Raw genomic sequence first — 18,285 nt, forward strand, 5'->3', positions numbered from 1 at the left:
CCTCTTTTTAAATAAATGAAGTAATTGCTCTATTTCCAATTACTCACACCTTCTCTCTACTATAGGGAACTAACTTCCATTGATTCTTTAATGCTGGATATAGAGGATGAAAACCTCTCCTTCCAAAACTAGATTCTATCTCTAAAACATTTGCTTTGTTATCAAGTAATAAAGCTAAAATCATATCTAGTCTTTTCATCGCTCTCTTATTGATATCGGCACCTTTCCCAATCGCGATAATTACATCATCCGAATTTTGGACTGCTTCTTTTATGCATTTCATATTTGTGGTTATAGATTCTTTTGTTTCTTTTCCTTTGATTGTAGGGAACAGATTTACAATATTCACACTACCATATCCCAATTTAAAGAGATTATTCATAACGTACATGGTTGTGTGATCTAACAATATTGCATTTGCTCTTCCTGCCTTTTTCATGATGACAACAGCCTTTTTCTCGTACTGATTCCATTCTTTTTTGATTAAAAACTTATTGTTCAAATCATCATCGTAAATAACTTCTGTCCTGATCATATTTTTGATTAATTTCATTTTTCTGCTCCTATCTAATATATCCTTTTCCTTTCAAGGATGTATACTTTCTCTCTCCAATAATGAGGTGATCCAACAGCTCAATTCCCATTAGCTTACCTGCTTTAGCAAGACGTTCTGTAACCTCCAGGTCTTCCCTTGATGGAGTGGTTTCACCAGAAGCGTGATTATGAGCTACCATGCTGCTCGCTGCAGATGACAAGATTGCTGAATTCATAACTTCACGAGGACTAACGATGCTGGCGTTTAAGCTTCCAATATGGCAGACATTTATCGATACAAGTTGGTTCTTGGTGTTTAAGGTTACAACAATGAGGTGCTCCCAGTCTTTATCTTCTAAGAAATCTTTAGCAATTCATATGCATCTTGTGGTGAGCGAATACTTCTTCTTTCATAAAGAATACTAGACTCTCTGACTAATTTAACTGAAACAATGTTAACTCTTTTCGCGACTTGCTTTTTCACAACGAAGCCCTCCATTTTAATTAATTTTTTCAAATATCAAGTATATAATATAAATTTGCAACGCCATTTAAATACAGATTAATAAATCAGATAAAAATAATCTTCTGACTAAAAATTAAATAAAAAAGCTTTTTTATAGACGTTTATACAAAATAGTTGAATATTTTCTGACTATGTTATACCTTAATATAAGCAAGAGGAATTGAATTTTTTTAACAAAGGGGTTGCTTACTCATGGATGAGAAGGTTGAGCAAAATGAAAATAGTCTTTTTCAAAATAGACTTTCGGTTGCAATATCGGACAGTTTTGTCTCGAGAAATAAGCTGAGAACAGAAAGAAACGCTTCAAAATTAAAACCATCAAGTGGTGAATCTCGCATCTATATTGGTTCTCAAGGGTCCCCGATTGCGTCAAGTTTCTTTTCTTTCACAGATACAATCGTGTATTTAAAAAATGAGTTTGACGCTTCCAACGCAAATTGTTACTTCCGTAAGAGTAACCTTTTAGAATACTTGGAGTTGGCATTCAAGGAATATCATGAACCTGCCCAAAATTATTTCTACGATATCAGTGAGTACTATTTTGAACTAAAGCAAAAAATTGAAGATTACAAAGATGAGAAAATCTTCTTTAAAGTATTCAATCATAGAGGAAAAACAGATACAGAGAGGTTTTATATAAATTCGACCAGTGAAATATGGCGTGTTTTCAGGAGATTGGCACTACCGCACATCTCTACATTATCCATTACAAAGTTAATCGGACCTGATAAGGTGGAATATGAATTCACATTATCAATTAAAGAAAAGTTCGTTGATAGAGAGATGCCTATGGTAATTAGAGAGATTTATGAGGATGCGGAGCAAATCGAAGAAGAAGAAACTGATGTAATGTCGGTAGTTACTTCAAGAAAAGGACAAGGAAAGTTTAAGAATAGACTACTTTCCACAATGAAAAAATGTCCTTTTACAGGTATTTCGGATCCTATTCTATTAAGAGCAAGTCATGCTAAACCTTGGAATTTGTCTAACAACATAGAAAGATTGGATGGTTATAATGGACTTGTCCTCACGCCGACCTATGACGTACTGTTCGATAGAGGGTTGATTAGTTTTATGGATAATGGAGCATTGCTTATTTCAGCACTTGTTTCAATAGAAATTATTGAGAAATTAAACCTCGTTTCTGGAAAGATTTATGATATTGCAAATGAAACAGGCAAACGTTCACCCTATTTGAACTATCATAGGGAAAACATTTTTAAGTAGTAAAATAAGGAAAACACCGAGATAATTAATAACTCGGTGTTTTCCTTATTAAAGTAAAGATAATTGTTCGATGTTATCTCTGTATTTATAATTTTTTCCTTCTGTAATTTCCGGCAAGCTCTTAATGATTGATCTCATTATCTCCATTAGAACGTCAACAACAATTGAATTACCTGCCTGTTGATACATTTGTGTATCTGAAACAACAATTTTGAAACTATCACAAAAACCCATTAGTCTAAGACATTCTCTCGGAGTTAGTTTTCTTATGCGTCCTTCTGTTGTAACATAGTTATCGACTCCAGCACGGTGCATCTTATGCATTGTTGTTAACAATGGTCTCGCAATTTCTAAATCAATTTTAGGTTTTGAATAAAAGTTTTTAGTGCCGCTAGACATGACGTATTTTTCAACTTTTTCAGAAAGGAAATATTTTTCTAGGTCTTCCATCATTTTTTCTTTATCTTTATTTTCTTCAACAAAAACAAAATCTCCATGCCAGTTGAATTGCTGATTGGCTTTTTGGCAAAGTTGTATATCGCCATCTATTTGAGTAAATCTCTTCATGATATTTTTTTCTTTTGTTACAAATTCTACACCTTTTTTATTCAAATAATACTTTCCTGAGACTGAATCTAATAAGAAGTCTTGCATCTTTTTTTCAAGTGGTATTGGGGTAGGGAAGGAAAATTCCTCTTTTAATTCTATATCCTTCCTAAAACCAACAACAAATAATCTCTCTCTATTTTGAGGAATACCATAATTTTTAGAATTCAACACTTGAAATTTCCAATCATAATTAAGGTCATCAAAAACTTGTTGCATTGTTGCCCAAGTATTACCGCCATCATGATTAATAAGTCCCTTAACATTCTCATATATAAATACTTTAGGTTGAATTTCTTTGATTAAACGAGCATATTCATAAAACAAAGTTCCTCTAGTATCTTGAAGACCTCTTCTTTTTCCAACCATTGAAAAAGATTGACAAGGACTTCCCCCAACGAACAAATCTATTTGGTCTTTATATTGTTTCCCATCTAAAAATGAGGCATTCCAGTGGAAATGTTCCTCATTAATTTCATAATTAGCTAAATAACTTTGTAAAACAAAGTTAGACTTCTTTTTTGGCTTATAAAGATTATCTATATATCCTTTTTTCTTACGGAAATCTTTAAGTTTTGATAAATCATCAAGAATTTCAACAGTAGAAAGTCTCTCGATTAACATATTGATTGTATCAATAACTTCTGTCAGATGACTATTAAGTTTTCTTACTGCAGAGGTTTCAACAAAGGCTTTATAATGTACTTCATACTCCTTCAATGAAACTCCAAGAAGGGAATGAATTAATTCTTCATCCTTTAGCCCTTTGTAAAAATCTCTAGAATCTCTTAACAAATAATAAAGATGGGACTTTGATATATCATTTATTTGCATTCCTTGAAAACTTCCAAGAAATGAAGAATACTTCATTTTCACTCGACTATTAGTAATCATCTCTAGAAAATTATCTATTGTGGAGAGTAAGAAACGTTCCTTTAAAATCCTCTCAGCAACAATTATTGACTCGGTTTCTAATTCTTCTCTTCGCTTTTGTATATGTTCAAAATGTTCCTGAATATCAAGTTCATTGGCATCTTTGTAACTTTCATTTGTTAGGCTTGATAATCTTATTTCTAATTCTTCAATTTCTTTATCCACTGAAATTAAATTTCTTTCAATGGTTTTTGAAAAGATATCAATGCCTCCATTATCGCATGCAAAAGATACTTTATATTCAATACCTAATCGTTCTAAGGAATGCTCAATAGCACCTATTCCACTAAAGATGGTTCCTAATTTTAACATTGGCGCTTTCACCCCTTTTTAGAGCCGTTTAATTTAACCTATTTATTATAACAAAAAGAAACGTGTTTGTCTGGTACTAAAATAAGAACATTAGTTCTAGTATAATTTATCATATACTTACCTATAAAACAAAAGAAAAGCATCTTATGATGCTCAGGCTGTCGAGAAAATCTCGACAGCTTTTTTAAAGGTTTAAACACACCGTATATTGAGTGAACTCCAAGGCAAAAACACTACATACTGCTTCTTGACCCAGTTCAAAAGACAAAAATGAGGGTTTTGTAGACACTTGTCTTAAAAACCCTCACTTTCTCTTCACGCTGAGCATCTTATGATGCTTTTTTTGAAAAAACCTCATTTACTTATGATAAGGCTCCCCCCGCATAATCCGAAACGCCCGATAAACCTGTTCCATCAGCACCAACCTCATCAACTGATGCGGAAACGTCATCTTCGAAAACGACAGCTTCTCATTCGCACGCTGCATGACAGTGTCGCTTAACCCAAGCGAACCACCTATCACAAAACACACCTTACTTTTTCCGTATGTTGCCAGTTTATCTATTGTATCGGCTAATTCTTCGGAACTTTTCATTTTTCCTTCGATGGCGAGGGCGATGACGTGGGCGTCTGGGTTGATTTTGCTTAGGATGCGTTCGCCTTCTTTGTCTTTGATGATTTTCATGTCTTGATCGCTGAGGTTTTCGGGTGCTTTTTCGTCCGCTAGCTCAATGATGTCGATTTTGGCATAGGCTTGGAGTCGTTTTGTGTATTCGGCTATGCCTTGCTTTAAATATTTCTCTTTTAATTTTCCGATTGTGACAATTGATATATTCACAGGTCATCCCCACCTTAAGAACAAGTTATTCATATAAGTTATCAACAATTGTGGATAAAATTTGTGTATTTTGTGTCCGATCATTCGTTCCCCACTATATATATTGCTGGTTTGTCGCACAATTCACAGGTTGTGGATAAGCTGTGTGTATGTTCGATTTTTCTGAATTCTGGCGGGAGTTCGTGATCGTCTATGTACATGTCTAGTACGGTTTCGATGTGTTCTTCACATGAAAAAAGTTGTTTGTTCATAACTAATGGTTTCCTCCAATATTTCGTTTGTTATACACATGGTATTTACTCTTTTATCAATATAACCGATTTATACACATGTTAATAGTCCTGTACGTCTTTATCCACAATAAAAAGCCTCCACTTCCTGTGAAGGCTTCCTTCCTCTTCTCTTACAAAAACGGATTATAAAATCTCGTTCCTCTCACAAATGTAATCACGAGCGACACAATGAGTACCACGCCAACAAATACGAGAGCGCCATAATCTGCTTTTTGAAATGATTTCGCTGTATACCAGGTTCGCTTTTTATGCTTCCCGAATCCTCTGAGCTCCATGGCATTACTGATGGTTTCGATTCGTTCAAGACTTGAGAAAATAAGCGGCATGACGATCGATAATGCATTTTTCACGCGTTTTCCTAGTTTTTCGTTTTTCGATAGATCAATGCCTCTTGCTTGCTGTGAGATGGCAATCGTGCGGAAATCCCTTTGAATGTCTGGGATGTAGCGCAGAGCGATGGCAACGGCATATGATATGCGATAGCTGACACCGATGCGGCTAAGCGATGATGCAAATTCGCTTGGATTGGTTGTCACGATAAACAATAGTGCCGCTGGCATGACTGTCACATACTTCAGCGTGATATTGAATTGGTAAAAAAGCTGTTCGAGTGTGACATTGTACCAGCCTGCGATATGAAACAGTTCGTGCTTTGCGCCATAAATGCTAACACCTTGTTGCGGGGCAAAGACATAAATGGCGATGTTGTTTATGACAAGAAAGATCGCCAGAACGATGACCACAAATGATATATCACGAAACTGGACATTTGATAGCCGAAAGAATGCAACGCTGGCAATGAGCATAAAGATGAGAATGCCTGTATCGTAAGTGAGCATCGCTGCGGATGACCATAGGATAAAGCAGATGAGTTTTGTCGCGCCTGTTAACCTGTGAAATGGTGACGGACGGTCAATATAGGACAGCATGTCTACAGCCATGTCATTCGTTCCTTTCTGTCAATCTCAATAAACCTACCAACTAGCTCATTAGGATTCGGCCATTCTGCCTTGATGGCTAATTCATATAATGAGGTTTCTTTGAGGCTTGCCTCTTGCACAAGCGCTCGATTCGTCAGCACATTTACAGGCACGTCATCAGCGATTTTTTTTCCTTCTGAGATGACAATGGTTCTTGTGGTGTATTCGAGCATGAGATGCATATCGTGCGTAATCATCAGGATGGTCACGCCTTGTTTGTTTAATTGCTCTAAGAACGTCATCATTTCTGTATAATGACGGAAATCCTGTCCTGCGGTTGGCTCGTCCAGTATGATAATCTCTGGTTCAAGCACAAGAATAGATGCAATGGTGACGCGTTTTTTCTGTCCAAAGCTTAGTGCTGAAACTGGCCATTTACGGAACGGATAGAGCCCACACACTTTGAGTACACGCTCGACGCGTTCCTTGATTTCATCCTCAGATACTCCTCGTAATACAAGACCAAGCGCTACCTCATCAAAGATCATTTGTTTTGAGATCATTTGATTTGGGTTTTGCATAACGATCCCGATTCGGTCAGAACGCTGTTTAATCGTATCTCCAGTGATATCCTCTCCATGAATCAGGATGTTCCCTTCGTTTGGTTTTTCAAACGCGCAGAGTAGCTTGGATAATGTTGTTTTGCCTGCACCATTCGCACCAGCGATGCTGACCATTTCTCCTTTTTTCACTGTAAACGAGATGTTTTTCAGTGTGTTCGGTCTTGTTGGGTAGCCGAAGCTCAGATTCCGTACTTCTAGCAGATCCTGCGCTTCCTCGTACGACGAATACTGCGTGTCTGCCTCCATCCACTGCTTCAGCTTGTGTTTCGCCTCTTCATTTAATGTGAGATTGTGAAGGTCTGCCGGCTCTAATTCAGGCGTTACGTGTACACCTGCGTATTTCAGTGCCTTCACATATAATGGTTCTCTTAAATGCGCTTTCTCCAGCACATTAGAGGAAAGCAGTTCATTTGGTGAGAGATCAGCAGCAATTGTGCCGTCATTCACAACAATGATGCGGTCGACATGGCGATGCAGGACGTCCTCTAGACGATGCTCGACAATGACAACCGTTTTCTTCGTTTCTTTCTGAAGTCGATCAATGAGGTTCATGACATCCTTACCAGTTGCAGGATCAAGGTTTGCCAATGGCTCATCAAACAGCAAAATATCGACATCATTCACAAGTACTCCTGCCAGTGCAACACGTTGTTTTTGTCCACCAGATAGTTCATGGACTGACGCGGCTAATTTGCCATCTACTTCTGTAAGACGTGCGGCTTCTTCTACACGCCATTTCATTTCTTCTTGCTTCACCTGATCATTCTCAAGCGTAAACGCAATATCTTCCCCAACGGTCAACCCGATAAATTGTCCATCAGGATCTTGTAGAACCGTTCCGACGAGCTGTGATAGGGAGAAAATATTCTCTTTTTGCGCATCCTTCCCACCAATGAGCAGGTTCCCTTCCATTGATCCTTTATAAGACGCAGGAACTAGCCCATTGATACAATGCGCTAGTGTGCTTTTTCCCGATCCAGACGGGCCTGCTATTAAGACTTTTTCACCTTCGTAGATAGTCAAGTTGATATCTTTCAATGTCGGTTCTGACTGACTGCGATATTTAAATCCGAATTGTTCGAATTGAATCATCGGTTTCTTCATTAAGCTTTCCACCTTGCTCCATTATGATTCCTTAGACAAACTGCCGCTTTTGCTTCTTGTTTTCGCATAAGCAGCAATGATGATCGTCCCAAGCACACCGACAGTAATGATGTTTGATACACCTGCGACAATCCCTTGTACAAATACTTTGTTTGCTGGCTCAGCGTAAATCACAATGTCGAGGATTGGTGCAATGACAAACCACCCAAGTGCCTGTGCGCCTGCCTGCACGACATTGAAGAGCGTGATTTTTTTCCAGCCGAAGTCTCCCTCTTCTACATTTAAACGCTTTGAGATAAAACCAATCAGCAACCCGACAAAGCCAGAAACAATAATCCAGCTCCACCACGGGCCGAACGTTGTTGCGTCCTTAATAAGGTGACCAATAAAACCAATGAGTGCGCCTGCGATTGGACCGAATAACACAGCCATTAATGCAAGAAATGCGTAGGAGGTCTCGATTTGTGTGTTTGGAATGCCTGTTGGAATAGAGACAAAGCGACCTAAAATCACAAATACGGCTGCGCCAATCCCAATGGCAACGACTGTTTTCGTTGAAAGTTGTTTACCTGCCATGATGTTTCCTCCTTCTTATTCGTATATAATGCGCGGAGCTTTGCGAATCGAAAGGCGCCAGCCTGTGCCTGTACCGATGTTATAAGCCTTTGCAAATGACCCTTGATTGATCGCCACGCCTAAATGATCGAGTGAATTGACATATACGAGTGGTTCGCCTACCTTTAAATCGGCAAAAGATCGTCCATAGGTCATGATATTTTTATACACATTTTTCGGCCCGTTGGCAATGGTAACTTCTATAGAATCACCATAATTAATTGAAAGCTGTTCAAATAGCGTATGGTGAATGTTTGTCCAAAGGTTTCCGAATCTGACATCCAGAATGTCCACCGTCCCTGTAATGACCTCTGCTTCTGCATATGCCTGTACAACTGGTAGGTGAATAATCGAGTCAATATCCGCTTTTGGACCGACCTCTTCAAAGGAAATGATTCCAGAAGCAATTCTTGCACCTGTATAGGCATAAATATCTCTTCCGTGGAACGTATGTGATTTCCCTGATTTCGGTAATCTGTTGATTGTTTCATCTAAATAACGTGCCTCAACGATACCGATATCTTGCGCAACGTGCGTGAGTGTACCGTTGTCAGGTGTAATAATGTAGTGTGAGCTTGCTGTTTTCACAACAAGGCTTTTTCGTTCTGATCCAACACCAGGGTCTACAACAGAAACAAATACCGTTTTCTCTGGCCAGTATGTGACGGTTTGTAGCAGGCGGTATGATGCCTCCCAAATGTCATATTGCGGAATGTGATGCGTTAAATCGAAAATGCGGATGTTGCTGCTCACTGTATTGGCAACACCATACATAGCACTGACAGCTCCATCGTCAATACCAAAATCTGATTGTAGTACTAATGCATGTTCACTCATGTCAATCTCCCTTTCATATAGAAAATGGTTGTGGTGTTTCACGTGGAACATTTGAACAAGTTTATGAAAAAAGTGGAAAATAAAAAATACCCCATCCTTATCTATGAATCATAAGGACGAGGTATTTGTCTCGTGGTACCACCTTTATTTACTGTTTGCTCGCGCTAAACAGCCTCTACAAGTACAAAGCTCCAATCTGGCTCATATACTGTGGTTTTGATAACGAGTACCAACTCTCGTCGTGACCTACTAATAAAATGGATATGTTCAGCACGAGGCTCAGAGACCATTTTTCGAATCATTATTTTTGCTTCTTTTCAGCTGCCGAAGCTCTCTGTGGAAAAATTGATGATTGTACTTTCTCTCGTCATTGCCTATTCAACTATTTTGAATTAAGGATATCATACATGATCCATTTATATAAATCAAGATATATTTCTGATAATTTTAAAAATAGAAATAATATTTGCTGGAAGGGTCTTTTTTAAAAAAATTTAAGCAAATGTTAAAGAGGATGATATGGTGTCTTTCTTTTCTAACGTTATAATAAAGATGAAGGGAGGTAAAGATTGTGTGGACCATCTGTTTTAACGAATTTAAACAGCTTTTTAAAAGCACAAAATCTATCTTAACAATTGTTATTATTTTCATTTTATCTACTTTAATGTCAAGTCTTCCCTTTGTGACAACTAGCCGAACTGATTGGGATTTAGCAAAAGATCCGTATTCTTTAGGGAATGAACTCGTGATTTCCTTATTTGGTTTTTTTCTGATCTTTTTATTATCCCACGATATTTTTAGTCGAGAAATCCACTTAAAAACGATTCGCTTTCTTGTCAGTAAAACGACTCGTCTGAATATCGTCATTGGAAAATACCTTGGATTGATGCTGTTTTGGTTGAGTTGTATCATGATTACATACGTCCTCAACATGTTCATTTCACACCGATTTTTGTTCTCAGATGCATTGAAAAGCTTGACCTTTATCAGCGTTGGCATCTCCTTTGCCTTACTCTTTTCAATTCTTTTTCCGAAACCACAGCTATCCATGTTTTTTGGTATGCTATTTTCATTTATTTTTCCGATATTCAGTGTATTGTCTGTTCTCTCAACTGAATGGTTTATCCACTGGTTTCAATATATGACGCCCTACTATTATGCAAGATTGAGTGAACCTCTTGTCTATGTGCTCATTAATCTTGTGATGACCATCGTCTTGCTGGTTGGAACATCCTTACTATTTCAAAGGAGGGATGTGTAGTGATTCAAGTAAAGGGTCTAACAAAAATATATAGGTCTAAAGTCTCTATAGATCATATTGACCTTCATGTACATAAAAGAGATATTTTTGGCTTCATTGGAGAAAAAGGTGCTGGAAAAACGACATTTTTTAACCTAATTACGGGGTTGTGTCGTCCAACCTCTGGTAAGTTCACGCTATTCAATGGCGCCCCATTGAAAAAGGTAAGACATCAAATCGGAGTTCTCCCAGAATATACAGATTTATATGATTCTTTAACTGCACTTGAGCACATCGCTTATTTATCAAGAGTGACAGGAATAAGGCAAAAAACTAGCTACTATGAGGGACTGCTCGATCTTGTAGGCTTGTTGGCACATCAACAAGAGAAGGTCAGCACGTTTTCGCCAGGAATGAAGAAAAGACTTGGGATTGCCCAAGCCGTCGCTCATCAGCCAGAACTGATTTTCTTGGATGAGCCGTTTGCCGATATTGATTCGGATTCGATTGTGTTGATTCAGCATCTCATACATACATTTAAACATGAAGGAAAAACCGTCTTTTTAACAGCCGACAGTCCACGATTTGCACAAAGTGTTTGTACGAACACTGCCCTTATCCACGATGGGAAACTCGTGAATAATAGCCCCACGCCTCTAGGAAAAACATTCTCTTCCTTACTGATTCGGGCGACTTTCAAGCATTCTTGGATAGATGATGAGATCAGACCTGTTCTCACACAGTATTTACAAAGTGTTGGAACAGATCTTGTAACAAATGATGAAGAAACATCACTACTCATTCATTCAGAGGCACAGATTCCTGCGATTATTCGTGCCTTCGTTAAATGCAAAGTCGATCTATACCGCGTGTCAGCACAAGACACATCCACTTTGTCTTCTTTTTAGCGTGACTGAAAACCCTGGATGTCTAGGAACAACGAATGCGAAGGTTTTTCTACACACTGACAAGTCCCATCCCTGGGACTTGTATTTGACATGCTATTTAAAGGATTTTACTCATCATAATGCTTGTTTCTTCATAGCCTGTTTTTTCATAGAGGGAACGAGCTATATGATTATGCCCAAATACATGGAGTGAGAGCTTTTCAAGTCCCATTGTTTTTGCTTTCTCATCTAGTGCATGAAGAGCTTGTTTCGCATAGCCTTTTCCTCGATAGGCTTCAAATAGAATAAAACCATAGATAAAGCCTTCTTTTTGAGGATGGTGAGGATCGTGATATAACCATAGCCAGCCTATGTTCTCATCACCGTCCAATATCAAATTCCAGAGCTCGTGATTGACTGATTGTCTGCCTTCAGGAAGTAATTTCTGAAACTGTTTTGCTGCTTGCTCTGGTGCTTCCTCCTCTGTCCATGTGCCTGCTGTCACCTTGCCCTTTGCATAATCATTGATGGCATGTTCAGTATATTTATCGTAATCAGATTGTGACATATCCTTCAGTTCAACCAAGTGAAATCTCCCCCTTTTTTCGATCATCATAGTATATCCACAAAGAAAAAACCAGTCAATGAAACGACTGGTTATCCGCCAAACTGATCGGTTTGAGATAATTTGATGTTGACTGATTTTTTTTTCCCGCTTCGGTAAAATTGCACCTTGACCCGCTCGCCAATCTTCTTTTGGTACAAGTACTTGCGCAGATCGACGATATTTTGTACTTGTTTGCCGTCAAAGGACGTCACCACATCTAGTTCCTTCAAACCAGCTTTTCCAGCCGGAGAAAGTGGTTCAACACTCATTACGACAACACCTGATGTGACACTAGATGGTAGCTTTAAAGTTTCCTGCCAATGGTAGCTCGCAATGTCAGCAAGTGATTTCATACCAACACCTAAATACGGTCGCTTTACTTCTCCGTATCGCTCCAAGTCCTCTATTACAGGAATAACAAGATTGGCTGGGATAGAAAGGCCAATACCTTCTACCTCTGACTCCGCAATTTTCATCGAATTGATGCCAATGACTTTGCCATCCATGTTAATCAGGGCGCCGCCGCTGTTTCCTGGATTGATAGCAGCGTCTGTTTGTAGCACCTCTGCATTCCAATCAGTCTGTCCGTCTCCATTGGAATCAACGGGTATTGCCCGTTCTGTTCCTGAAATGACACCCTGCGTAACCGAACCCGCAAATTCTAGGCCAAGCGGGTTACCAATGGCAATGACAGGCTCACCTGGCTTCACATGATCCGAGTTGCCAAAGGCTGCTGTCTTTTTGATTTTATTGCTTTTCACAGTCAATACCGCTAAATCCATAAGCTGATCACTTCCAACAAGATCTGCACCTATTCTTGTCCCATCATGAAGGCTAATTTCTAGCTGATTGGCCCCTTTGATGACGTGGTGGTTGGTCACAATGTAAAAGGTGTCTCCTTTTTTCTTATAAATCACACCTGAACCACTTCCAGCCTCTCCGCCTTCATCCCAAAAGCTGGATTTCTGAATGTTAATCACACCTACTACAGTATCTGACATGCTGGAGACAACCTTTGTGACAGCATCATTCACATTCACATTGATTGTTTTCAGCGCACCATCTGCCGTTTGTTGTTCCTCTGTGCCCTGCCATCTGAAGGGTGATCCACCTTGCCCTGATACATATGGGAAAAAGAATCCCATTAAAAAAGCCCCTACCAATACGCCGAGTAAGCCAGATAAGAAATATCCTTTTCTGCTTCGTCTCGGCTTCCACTCTACATCGCGATAATCCACTATCATTCCTTCCTTTCAGTGAATAAATGATGTATATAGTGTTGGTAAGAAGCCATTATCTTAATCATCAAATGATAAAAATCATACAGCACAAAGCGGTGTCGCTTTTTTAGGGTCCGTGTCATATAAGTCGAACCCTTCACCTACAACAAACCCTTTCGTCTCAAGCGTTTGTTGTACAGACATACGTGCCAAATCTTTCATGTTGTTGTCCTGACTCAAATGAGCCAAGTAAATGCGTGATGTCTCATCTCCGATCACATCTGTCATCGCGAGTGCCGCATCTTCATTCGAGACATGACCCACATCACTTAAAATTCTTCGTTTAATGCTCCATGGGTATCTACACATTTGTAGCATGCCAACATCATGATTGCTTTCGAATACAAACGTATTGGCGGACTTAATAATGCCTTTCATTCGATCGCTGACATAGCCTGTATCCGTCATGAGTGCAAGTTTACGCCCCTCATAGTGAAAGACGTAAAACATGGGCTCTGCCGCATCATGTGACACACCGAACGATTCAACATCTAGCGAACCAAACGATTGAACCGACTCCATATCAAAATGGAACTTCTGCTCCGTATCCAATTTGCCAATGTGAGACTCCATTGCCTGCCAAGTTTTCGCATTCGCATAGACTGGCAGCTTGTACTTTCTTGCCATCACGCCGAGCCCTTTAATATGATCTGAATGTTCATGTGTCACAAAGATCCCATCCAAATCCTCGGGCTTACGGTCGATTTGTCCGAGAAGCTCAACCATCTGTTTCCCACTTAGACCCGCATCGACTAGAAAGGCATGCTCATCTGTTTCTAAATAAAAAGCGTTCCCCGTACTCCCGCTCGCTAGTACACTGAACTGCAAGCTCATGTTCTCTCACTCCATTGAAGATTTGTCTTCTTTCTCAAAATGATCAAGTGTGGAGCCATCAATGGCATTGATCAAATATACTTCTTCTGTCTTTTTCTTTGTTCCAGTTACTGTGCTTTCAAGCTCTACTCGCCATACAGGAACCATCACCTGAGTGCTTGCCCCTGGGTATTGCGTATAATAGCCAAGCTCCACCTTTTGAATGGTGGTATTTTGGTTCAGCATGTTCTGCGTATATAGGTCTTTGATTGTCTCAAGCGCTGGAACGAGGGTCTCTTTTCTCACTTCATTGATGGATGTCAGCATCGACTGTTGATAGGAAATCACTTCATTTTTGTCATTAAGCTTCAGTGTGATTTTCCCAATCGTTTCGGTCTGATCATTCAGTCCTTCTTGAAATATGTATTTCCCTTTATATGTTTGGAAAAAGACAACTTCACCGGTTTCATCATCGAAGCTCCATACCTTATAATTCTTTCCTTCTAGCAAACGCTGATTGACAAGGTTGGTCGCAGCCGTTTTTATATCCTTTTTCGGCAGTGAGACTGGTTCAACGAATGTCATATTCAGCTCTGTCACAGGGTCATCCTTTGCACTCCTCGGGAAAGTGACCTTTGATTTTTGCCCCGTTAGTGAATCAATGTCTCTTTTCGTATACTGCTTTTTCTCTGCTGTGATGCGATAGCCAACCTTTGCTTCATTAGACAGATTGCCATACTTGATTCCATCTGCTTTCATTTCCTCTAGTGTATCGGTTTTTTCAATAATCGCAAAGTGATCGGTTGAACGCTTTTCAAAATATTGAAAGCCGAGAAAAATATCGAGAACGAGAAAGGCTAGGATGAAGATCGTTTTCGTCTTATTCCACTCCATTTTTCTCGCTCCCCTCTACAAGTAAGTCCTTCGTCAGGTTGACAATCTTGCCATTGTATTTCATACACCAAACGGGCTGAAGCCATACAAACGGTGCTTGGTCATGATCTGACGCTTTTGATACCGCTTGATATGCGGGGAAAATCTGTTCAATTTTCTCTAAATCATATTTCGTCTGTTCTTTGAGTAGTTCCTCAAGCTCCGTTCCGTTCATCAGCTTGACTTGCTCGCTTTGGCTAGCTTTGTTGCCAAGAATGTAGTTCGGGCGCTTATAATTTAAAATGTCGTCATTCGCCCATTGCACCTCAAGTGAGGTCATACCGAATGGATTTTTTGTACTATTGACGATCGGTAGCCCATCCATGCACATGTTAAATGACAATTGCTGATTACTGTTAATGCCAAAATATTGATAGTCATCTGTAAAGCTGCCTGTGTCATTGAAATATCTCACACTTCTCTTAATCAGATCCCCTGTTTGGAACACCGTACTTGAGTTGATATTTCGATGCTGATATTGAATACGACGCTCATTTTGATTCGCCTCAAGACGACTTGTTCCATCTGTATAGACGGTTCTGTTTAAATTCGATTCCTCTCCAACAAGACTCGGTTCGGTGAACAAGGCATCTTTAAATTTGCTCGTTTTAATCGTTTCGATAAAGAACATCTTCGATTCCAATGAGACCTGTTTTCTTGGTAAGAGAAAATCTCGTTTCGAGTTAGAAGAGAATGTATACAAGTCATAACGTGGCATTGAGCTTTGATCCTCTGTGATGCTGGACATTAAATTGCGATAGTTCGCCGATTCAATCGTAAGCTCAATCACACTCTCCTTGCTATATGACACCAAATATACCTTCTTATTCGCCTTATTCTGCTGTGAGAATGGGACAATCATGCGATCGAATGAGTTGTATTCAATCGATTGATTAGGCCATTTAAACAGCGATTGAAAGATATCAATTGGAACTGGATCATTAAACACAAGATCAAGGGTTTTTCCCTCATTTTCTTGTCCATAAAAAAAGTTCTTGAACTTCTGCTCTGAAAATTGATCAGATACATCCTCAATATTTTTTACATCCCAAAGACTGACATCATTCCAAAGGTTATTAAAGAGCTCCTTGTTGTCCACCTTATAATGCTCGCCACCTGTATGAACAAACATCTCCCGCGGCTTAACAACATCTATGAGGCTTCGAGGTTCATCACTTGAAATCTTTTTCTTCTCAACAACAGTTGTACTAGAATCTGCCTGGTCCTGCATCACCGGCTGGAACATCCAGATATTCCACGTAAACACGAGACTGATGGCAATCAGGATTGTCAGTATTATGGTTTTAAAGGTTTCACGCTTCATCCCAATCATCCTCTTGTTCTTCATTGTAAGGAAGGGTAAAGGTCACTGTTGTTCCTTTTCCTTCAATGCTATCAGCCCAAATATCGCCGCCATGTGCTTGAACCATTTCCTTTGCAATGGCAAGCCCTAGGCCGGTTCCTCCAAGCTTTCTCGTTCTCGCTTTATCCACTCGATAGAATCGTTCAAAGATTTTATCCATATCCTTCTTCGGAATACCGATCCCTTCATCTTTGACACTGAATAGAACGAGACCTTTTTCTTCATCAATATCAATAGTAAACATAATATGACCGCCCTCTGGCGAATACTTCAATGCGTTCGAAATGATATTGTCGAGCACTTGCGTAATTTTATCCTGATCAATCTCAACAAACACATTACGATCAGGTAAATGACGAATAAAATCAACATGCTGTTCTTTCGTCATTTCAAACCGATCAATAATTAACGAGATGAAGCGAATAAAATTCGTCCACTCTCGGTTGAATTGATAATCCTTACTATCAAACTTAGATAACTGTAGCAAGGCGTTTACGAGACGTATCATTCGCTCTGTCTCATTCTGTGTGACGCTAAGGAACCTAGGAGCAAGCTCTTTATCGCCAATCGCTCCTTCTGCAAGCGCCTCAAGATAACTTCGCATAGTCGTTAAAGGCGTCCTCAATTCATGGGATACGTTCGCCACGAATTCACGGCGCTCTGCATCTATCTTCTCTTGTTCTGTTACATCATAGATGACAGCAATTAACCCGTCGATCTTGCTATGCTCCTTCTGAATGACAGAGAAGTTCACACGTAATACGGATAATTGATCATCTCGTTCAATTTCGAGCAACATGGAATCTTGATTTTCTACTAAATCATCAAAAGTATGGGTCTCTTCAATACCTAATAATGAAGTAATCGGCATTTCTAATGCTGTTTCACGTGAAACATTTAACAGCTCCAGGGCGGGACTATTTAATAGAATAATGGCTCCATTTTGGTTCGTCGCAATGACACCATCTGTCATATAAGCAATAACAGAAGAGAGCTTTCTTCGTTCACCCTCTGTCATCATCTGTGCTTCTTCAAGCTCTCTCGTCAAATGATTGAACGTCGTCGCAAGCTGACCGATTTCATCATGTCCATACTTCCGAACCTTTCGAGAGAAATTCCCTTTCGCCAGCTCAATTGCCTGTTTTCTCATATCCGATATCGGGTGTGTAATCGTTCTAAATAGGAAAATACCAAGAAATGCTGTAATCACTAAAGCAATCAAAGTTCCTGTTGCAAGGATTGTATTAATGGTTCGCATTTGATTAAACACGCTTTCCATCGAAGAGACGACGTAAATGACACCGACTGTTTCTTGGTTTTCATTTTTTACAGCAGTGGCAGAAATACGAACTCGTTTATTGGTCGATGGATCATAGAACTTTTTCTCATAATCCTTACCGACAGCAAAGATACGACTGATGATTTGATCTGTGATCTTCTTGCCGGCAATTTCCTCATTTTCATTATTCACAGAGGCGATGACTTCTCTGCTTTCGTCAATATAACTGACTTCGGAGATTTCATTGGACTCATCTTTATTATTAAAATCATTTAAAATCTTTTGAGCGTCATCTTTTAATTCTTCCTTGGTTTTAGACGAATCTTGTTCAAGGTAATACGATAAAGAGTAGATTCGCTGATTCAAGGAGTTGTCATAGGAATTAATTAAGGACTGCTCAAGCTGCTTCACAAAGTATACACCGATGATTTGCATCGCAACGATAATCAGCAGCACATATATTAACGTCAGTTTGAAATGAATCGAGCGAAAAAAACCTACTTTATTCATATGGA

The 18,285-nt window shown here is 39.3% G+C and carries 17 protein-coding genes, 1 pseudogene and 1 other annotated feature; of the genes and pseudogenes, 3 read left to right on the forward strand and 15 right to left on the reverse strand.

The window, feature by feature from the left end; genetic code table 11:
- Nucleotides 1-43: 43 nt before the first annotated feature.
- Both ACQKEZ_RS09980 and radC read right to left on the reverse strand, forming a co-directional pair.
- Nucleotides 44-553, reverse strand: coding sequence for a DUF1643 domain-containing protein (locus ACQKEZ_RS09980; protein ID WP_427300340.1), 510 nt, complete (start codon nt 551-553; stop codon nt 44-46).
- Nucleotides 554-563: 10 nt separating this feature from the next.
- Nucleotides 564-1,033 (reverse strand): annotated as a pseudogene (gene radC, locus ACQKEZ_RS09985) (RadC family protein).
- 219 nt (nt 1,034-1,252) lie between these two features.
- Here radC and ACQKEZ_RS09990 point away from each other — a divergent pair.
- Nucleotides 1,253-2,287, forward strand: a complete 1,035-nt coding sequence (locus ACQKEZ_RS09990) for an HNH endonuclease (RefSeq protein ID WP_427300341.1) — start codon at nt 1,253-1,255, stop codon at nt 2,285-2,287.
- Between the two features lie 48 nt (nt 2,288-2,335).
- Here the strand turns inward: ACQKEZ_RS09990 and ACQKEZ_RS09995 are convergent, their stop codons facing one another.
- The 7 genes from ACQKEZ_RS09995 to ACQKEZ_RS10025 form a co-directional block, all read right to left on the reverse strand.
- Nucleotides 2,336-4,138, reverse strand: coding sequence for a DNA cytosine methyltransferase (locus ACQKEZ_RS09995; RefSeq protein ID WP_427300343.1), 1,803 nt, complete (start codon nt 4,136-4,138; stop codon nt 2,336-2,338).
- 358 nt (nt 4,139-4,496) lie between these two features.
- Nucleotides 4,497-4,976, reverse strand: a complete 480-nt coding sequence (gene rlmH, locus ACQKEZ_RS10000; RefSeq protein WP_427300345.1) for a 23S rRNA (pseudouridine(1915)-N(3))-methyltransferase RlmH — start codon at nt 4,974-4,976, stop codon at nt 4,497-4,499.
- Nucleotides 4,977-5,056: 80 nt separating this feature from the next.
- A complete protein-coding gene (locus tag ACQKEZ_RS10005) occupies nt 5,057-5,227 on the reverse strand; it encodes a CxxH/CxxC protein (RefSeq protein WP_427300347.1) in 171 nt (56 codons plus the stop codon).
- Nucleotides 5,228-5,379: 152 nt separating this feature from the next.
- Nucleotides 5,380-6,210, reverse strand: coding sequence for an energy-coupling factor transporter transmembrane component T family protein (locus ACQKEZ_RS10010; protein ID WP_427300349.1), 831 nt, complete (start codon nt 6,208-6,210; stop codon nt 5,380-5,382).
- Complete coding sequence (locus ACQKEZ_RS10015; protein ID WP_427300350.1) at nt 6,201-7,916, reverse strand: ABC transporter ATP-binding protein; 1,716 nt, start codon at nt 7,914-7,916, stop codon at nt 6,201-6,203. The genes ACQKEZ_RS10010 and ACQKEZ_RS10015 overlap by 10 nt, the downstream gene beginning before the upstream one ends.
- Before the next feature lie 21 nt (nt 7,917-7,937).
- On the reverse strand, nt 7,938-8,492 hold the full coding sequence (locus ACQKEZ_RS10020; protein WP_427300352.1) for an ECF-type riboflavin transporter substrate-binding protein: 555 nt from the start codon (nt 8,490-8,492) through the stop codon (nt 7,938-7,940).
- A gap of 15 nt (nt 8,493-8,507) precedes the next feature.
- On the reverse strand, nt 8,508-9,368 hold the full coding sequence (locus tag ACQKEZ_RS10025) for an SAM hydrolase/SAM-dependent halogenase family protein (RefSeq protein ID WP_427300354.1): 861 nt from the start codon (nt 9,366-9,368) through the stop codon (nt 8,508-8,510).
- 109 nt (nt 9,369-9,477) lie between these two features.
- Nucleotides 9,478-9,748: a binding site (T-box leader), on the reverse strand.
- Between the two features lie 191 nt (nt 9,749-9,939).
- Here ACQKEZ_RS10025 and ACQKEZ_RS10030 point away from each other — a divergent pair.
- Nucleotides 9,940-10,629 (forward strand): ABC transporter permease subunit, encoded by a 690-nt coding sequence (locus ACQKEZ_RS10030; RefSeq protein WP_427300356.1) that lies wholly within the window; start codon nt 9,940-9,942, stop codon nt 10,627-10,629.
- The gene (locus tag ACQKEZ_RS10035; protein WP_427300357.1) at nt 10,629-11,516 is read left to right on the forward strand and encodes an ABC transporter ATP-binding protein; all 888 of its coding nucleotides are present in this window, start codon (nt 10,629-10,631) and stop codon (nt 11,514-11,516) included. The genes ACQKEZ_RS10030 and ACQKEZ_RS10035 overlap by 1 nt, the downstream gene beginning before the upstream one ends.
- Nucleotides 11,517-11,613: 97 nt before the next feature.
- On the opposite strand, the gene ACQKEZ_RS10040 is transcribed toward ACQKEZ_RS10035, so the two are convergent.
- The 6 genes from ACQKEZ_RS10040 to walK all read right to left on the reverse strand — a co-directional run bounded on the left by ACQKEZ_RS10040 (nt 11,614) and on the right by walK (nt 18,280).
- Nucleotides 11,614-12,081 carry a GNAT family N-acetyltransferase gene (locus ACQKEZ_RS10040; protein ID WP_427300359.1) on the reverse strand — a complete coding sequence of 156 codons (468 nt, stop codon included), beginning with the start codon at nt 12,079-12,081 and terminating at the stop codon, nt 11,614-11,616.
- Between the two features lie 71 nt (nt 12,082-12,152).
- Complete coding sequence (locus ACQKEZ_RS10045) at nt 12,153-13,340, reverse strand: S1C family serine protease (protein WP_427300361.1); 1,188 nt, start codon at nt 13,338-13,340, stop codon at nt 12,153-12,155.
- 81 nt (nt 13,341-13,421) lie between these two features.
- Complete coding sequence (locus ACQKEZ_RS10050; protein WP_427300363.1) at nt 13,422-14,216, reverse strand: MBL fold metallo-hydrolase; 795 nt, start codon at nt 14,214-14,216, stop codon at nt 13,422-13,424.
- 6 nt (nt 14,217-14,222) lie between these two features.
- Nucleotides 14,223-15,089, reverse strand: a complete 867-nt coding sequence (locus ACQKEZ_RS10055) for a two-component system regulatory protein YycI (RefSeq protein WP_427300365.1) — start codon at nt 15,087-15,089, stop codon at nt 14,223-14,225.
- Nucleotides 15,076-16,452: a two-component system activity regulator YycH gene (gene yycH / locus ACQKEZ_RS10060; RefSeq protein WP_427300367.1), complete on the reverse strand. Its 1,377-nt coding sequence runs from the start codon at nt 16,450-16,452 to the stop codon at nt 15,076-15,078. Before yycH ends, ACQKEZ_RS10055 begins: the two co-directional genes overlap by 14 nt.
- Nucleotides 16,442-18,280, reverse strand: coding sequence for a cell wall metabolism sensor histidine kinase WalK (gene walK / locus ACQKEZ_RS10065; RefSeq protein WP_427300369.1), 1,839 nt, complete (start codon nt 18,278-18,280; stop codon nt 16,442-16,444). The genes yycH and walK overlap by 11 nt, the downstream gene beginning before the upstream one ends.
- Nucleotides 18,281-18,285 lie beyond the last annotated feature (5 nt).

The organism is Bacillus sp. NPDC077027, from assembly GCF_050269555.1.
Classification (GTDB): Bacteria; Bacillota; Bacilli; order Bacillales; family Bacillaceae; genus Bacillus.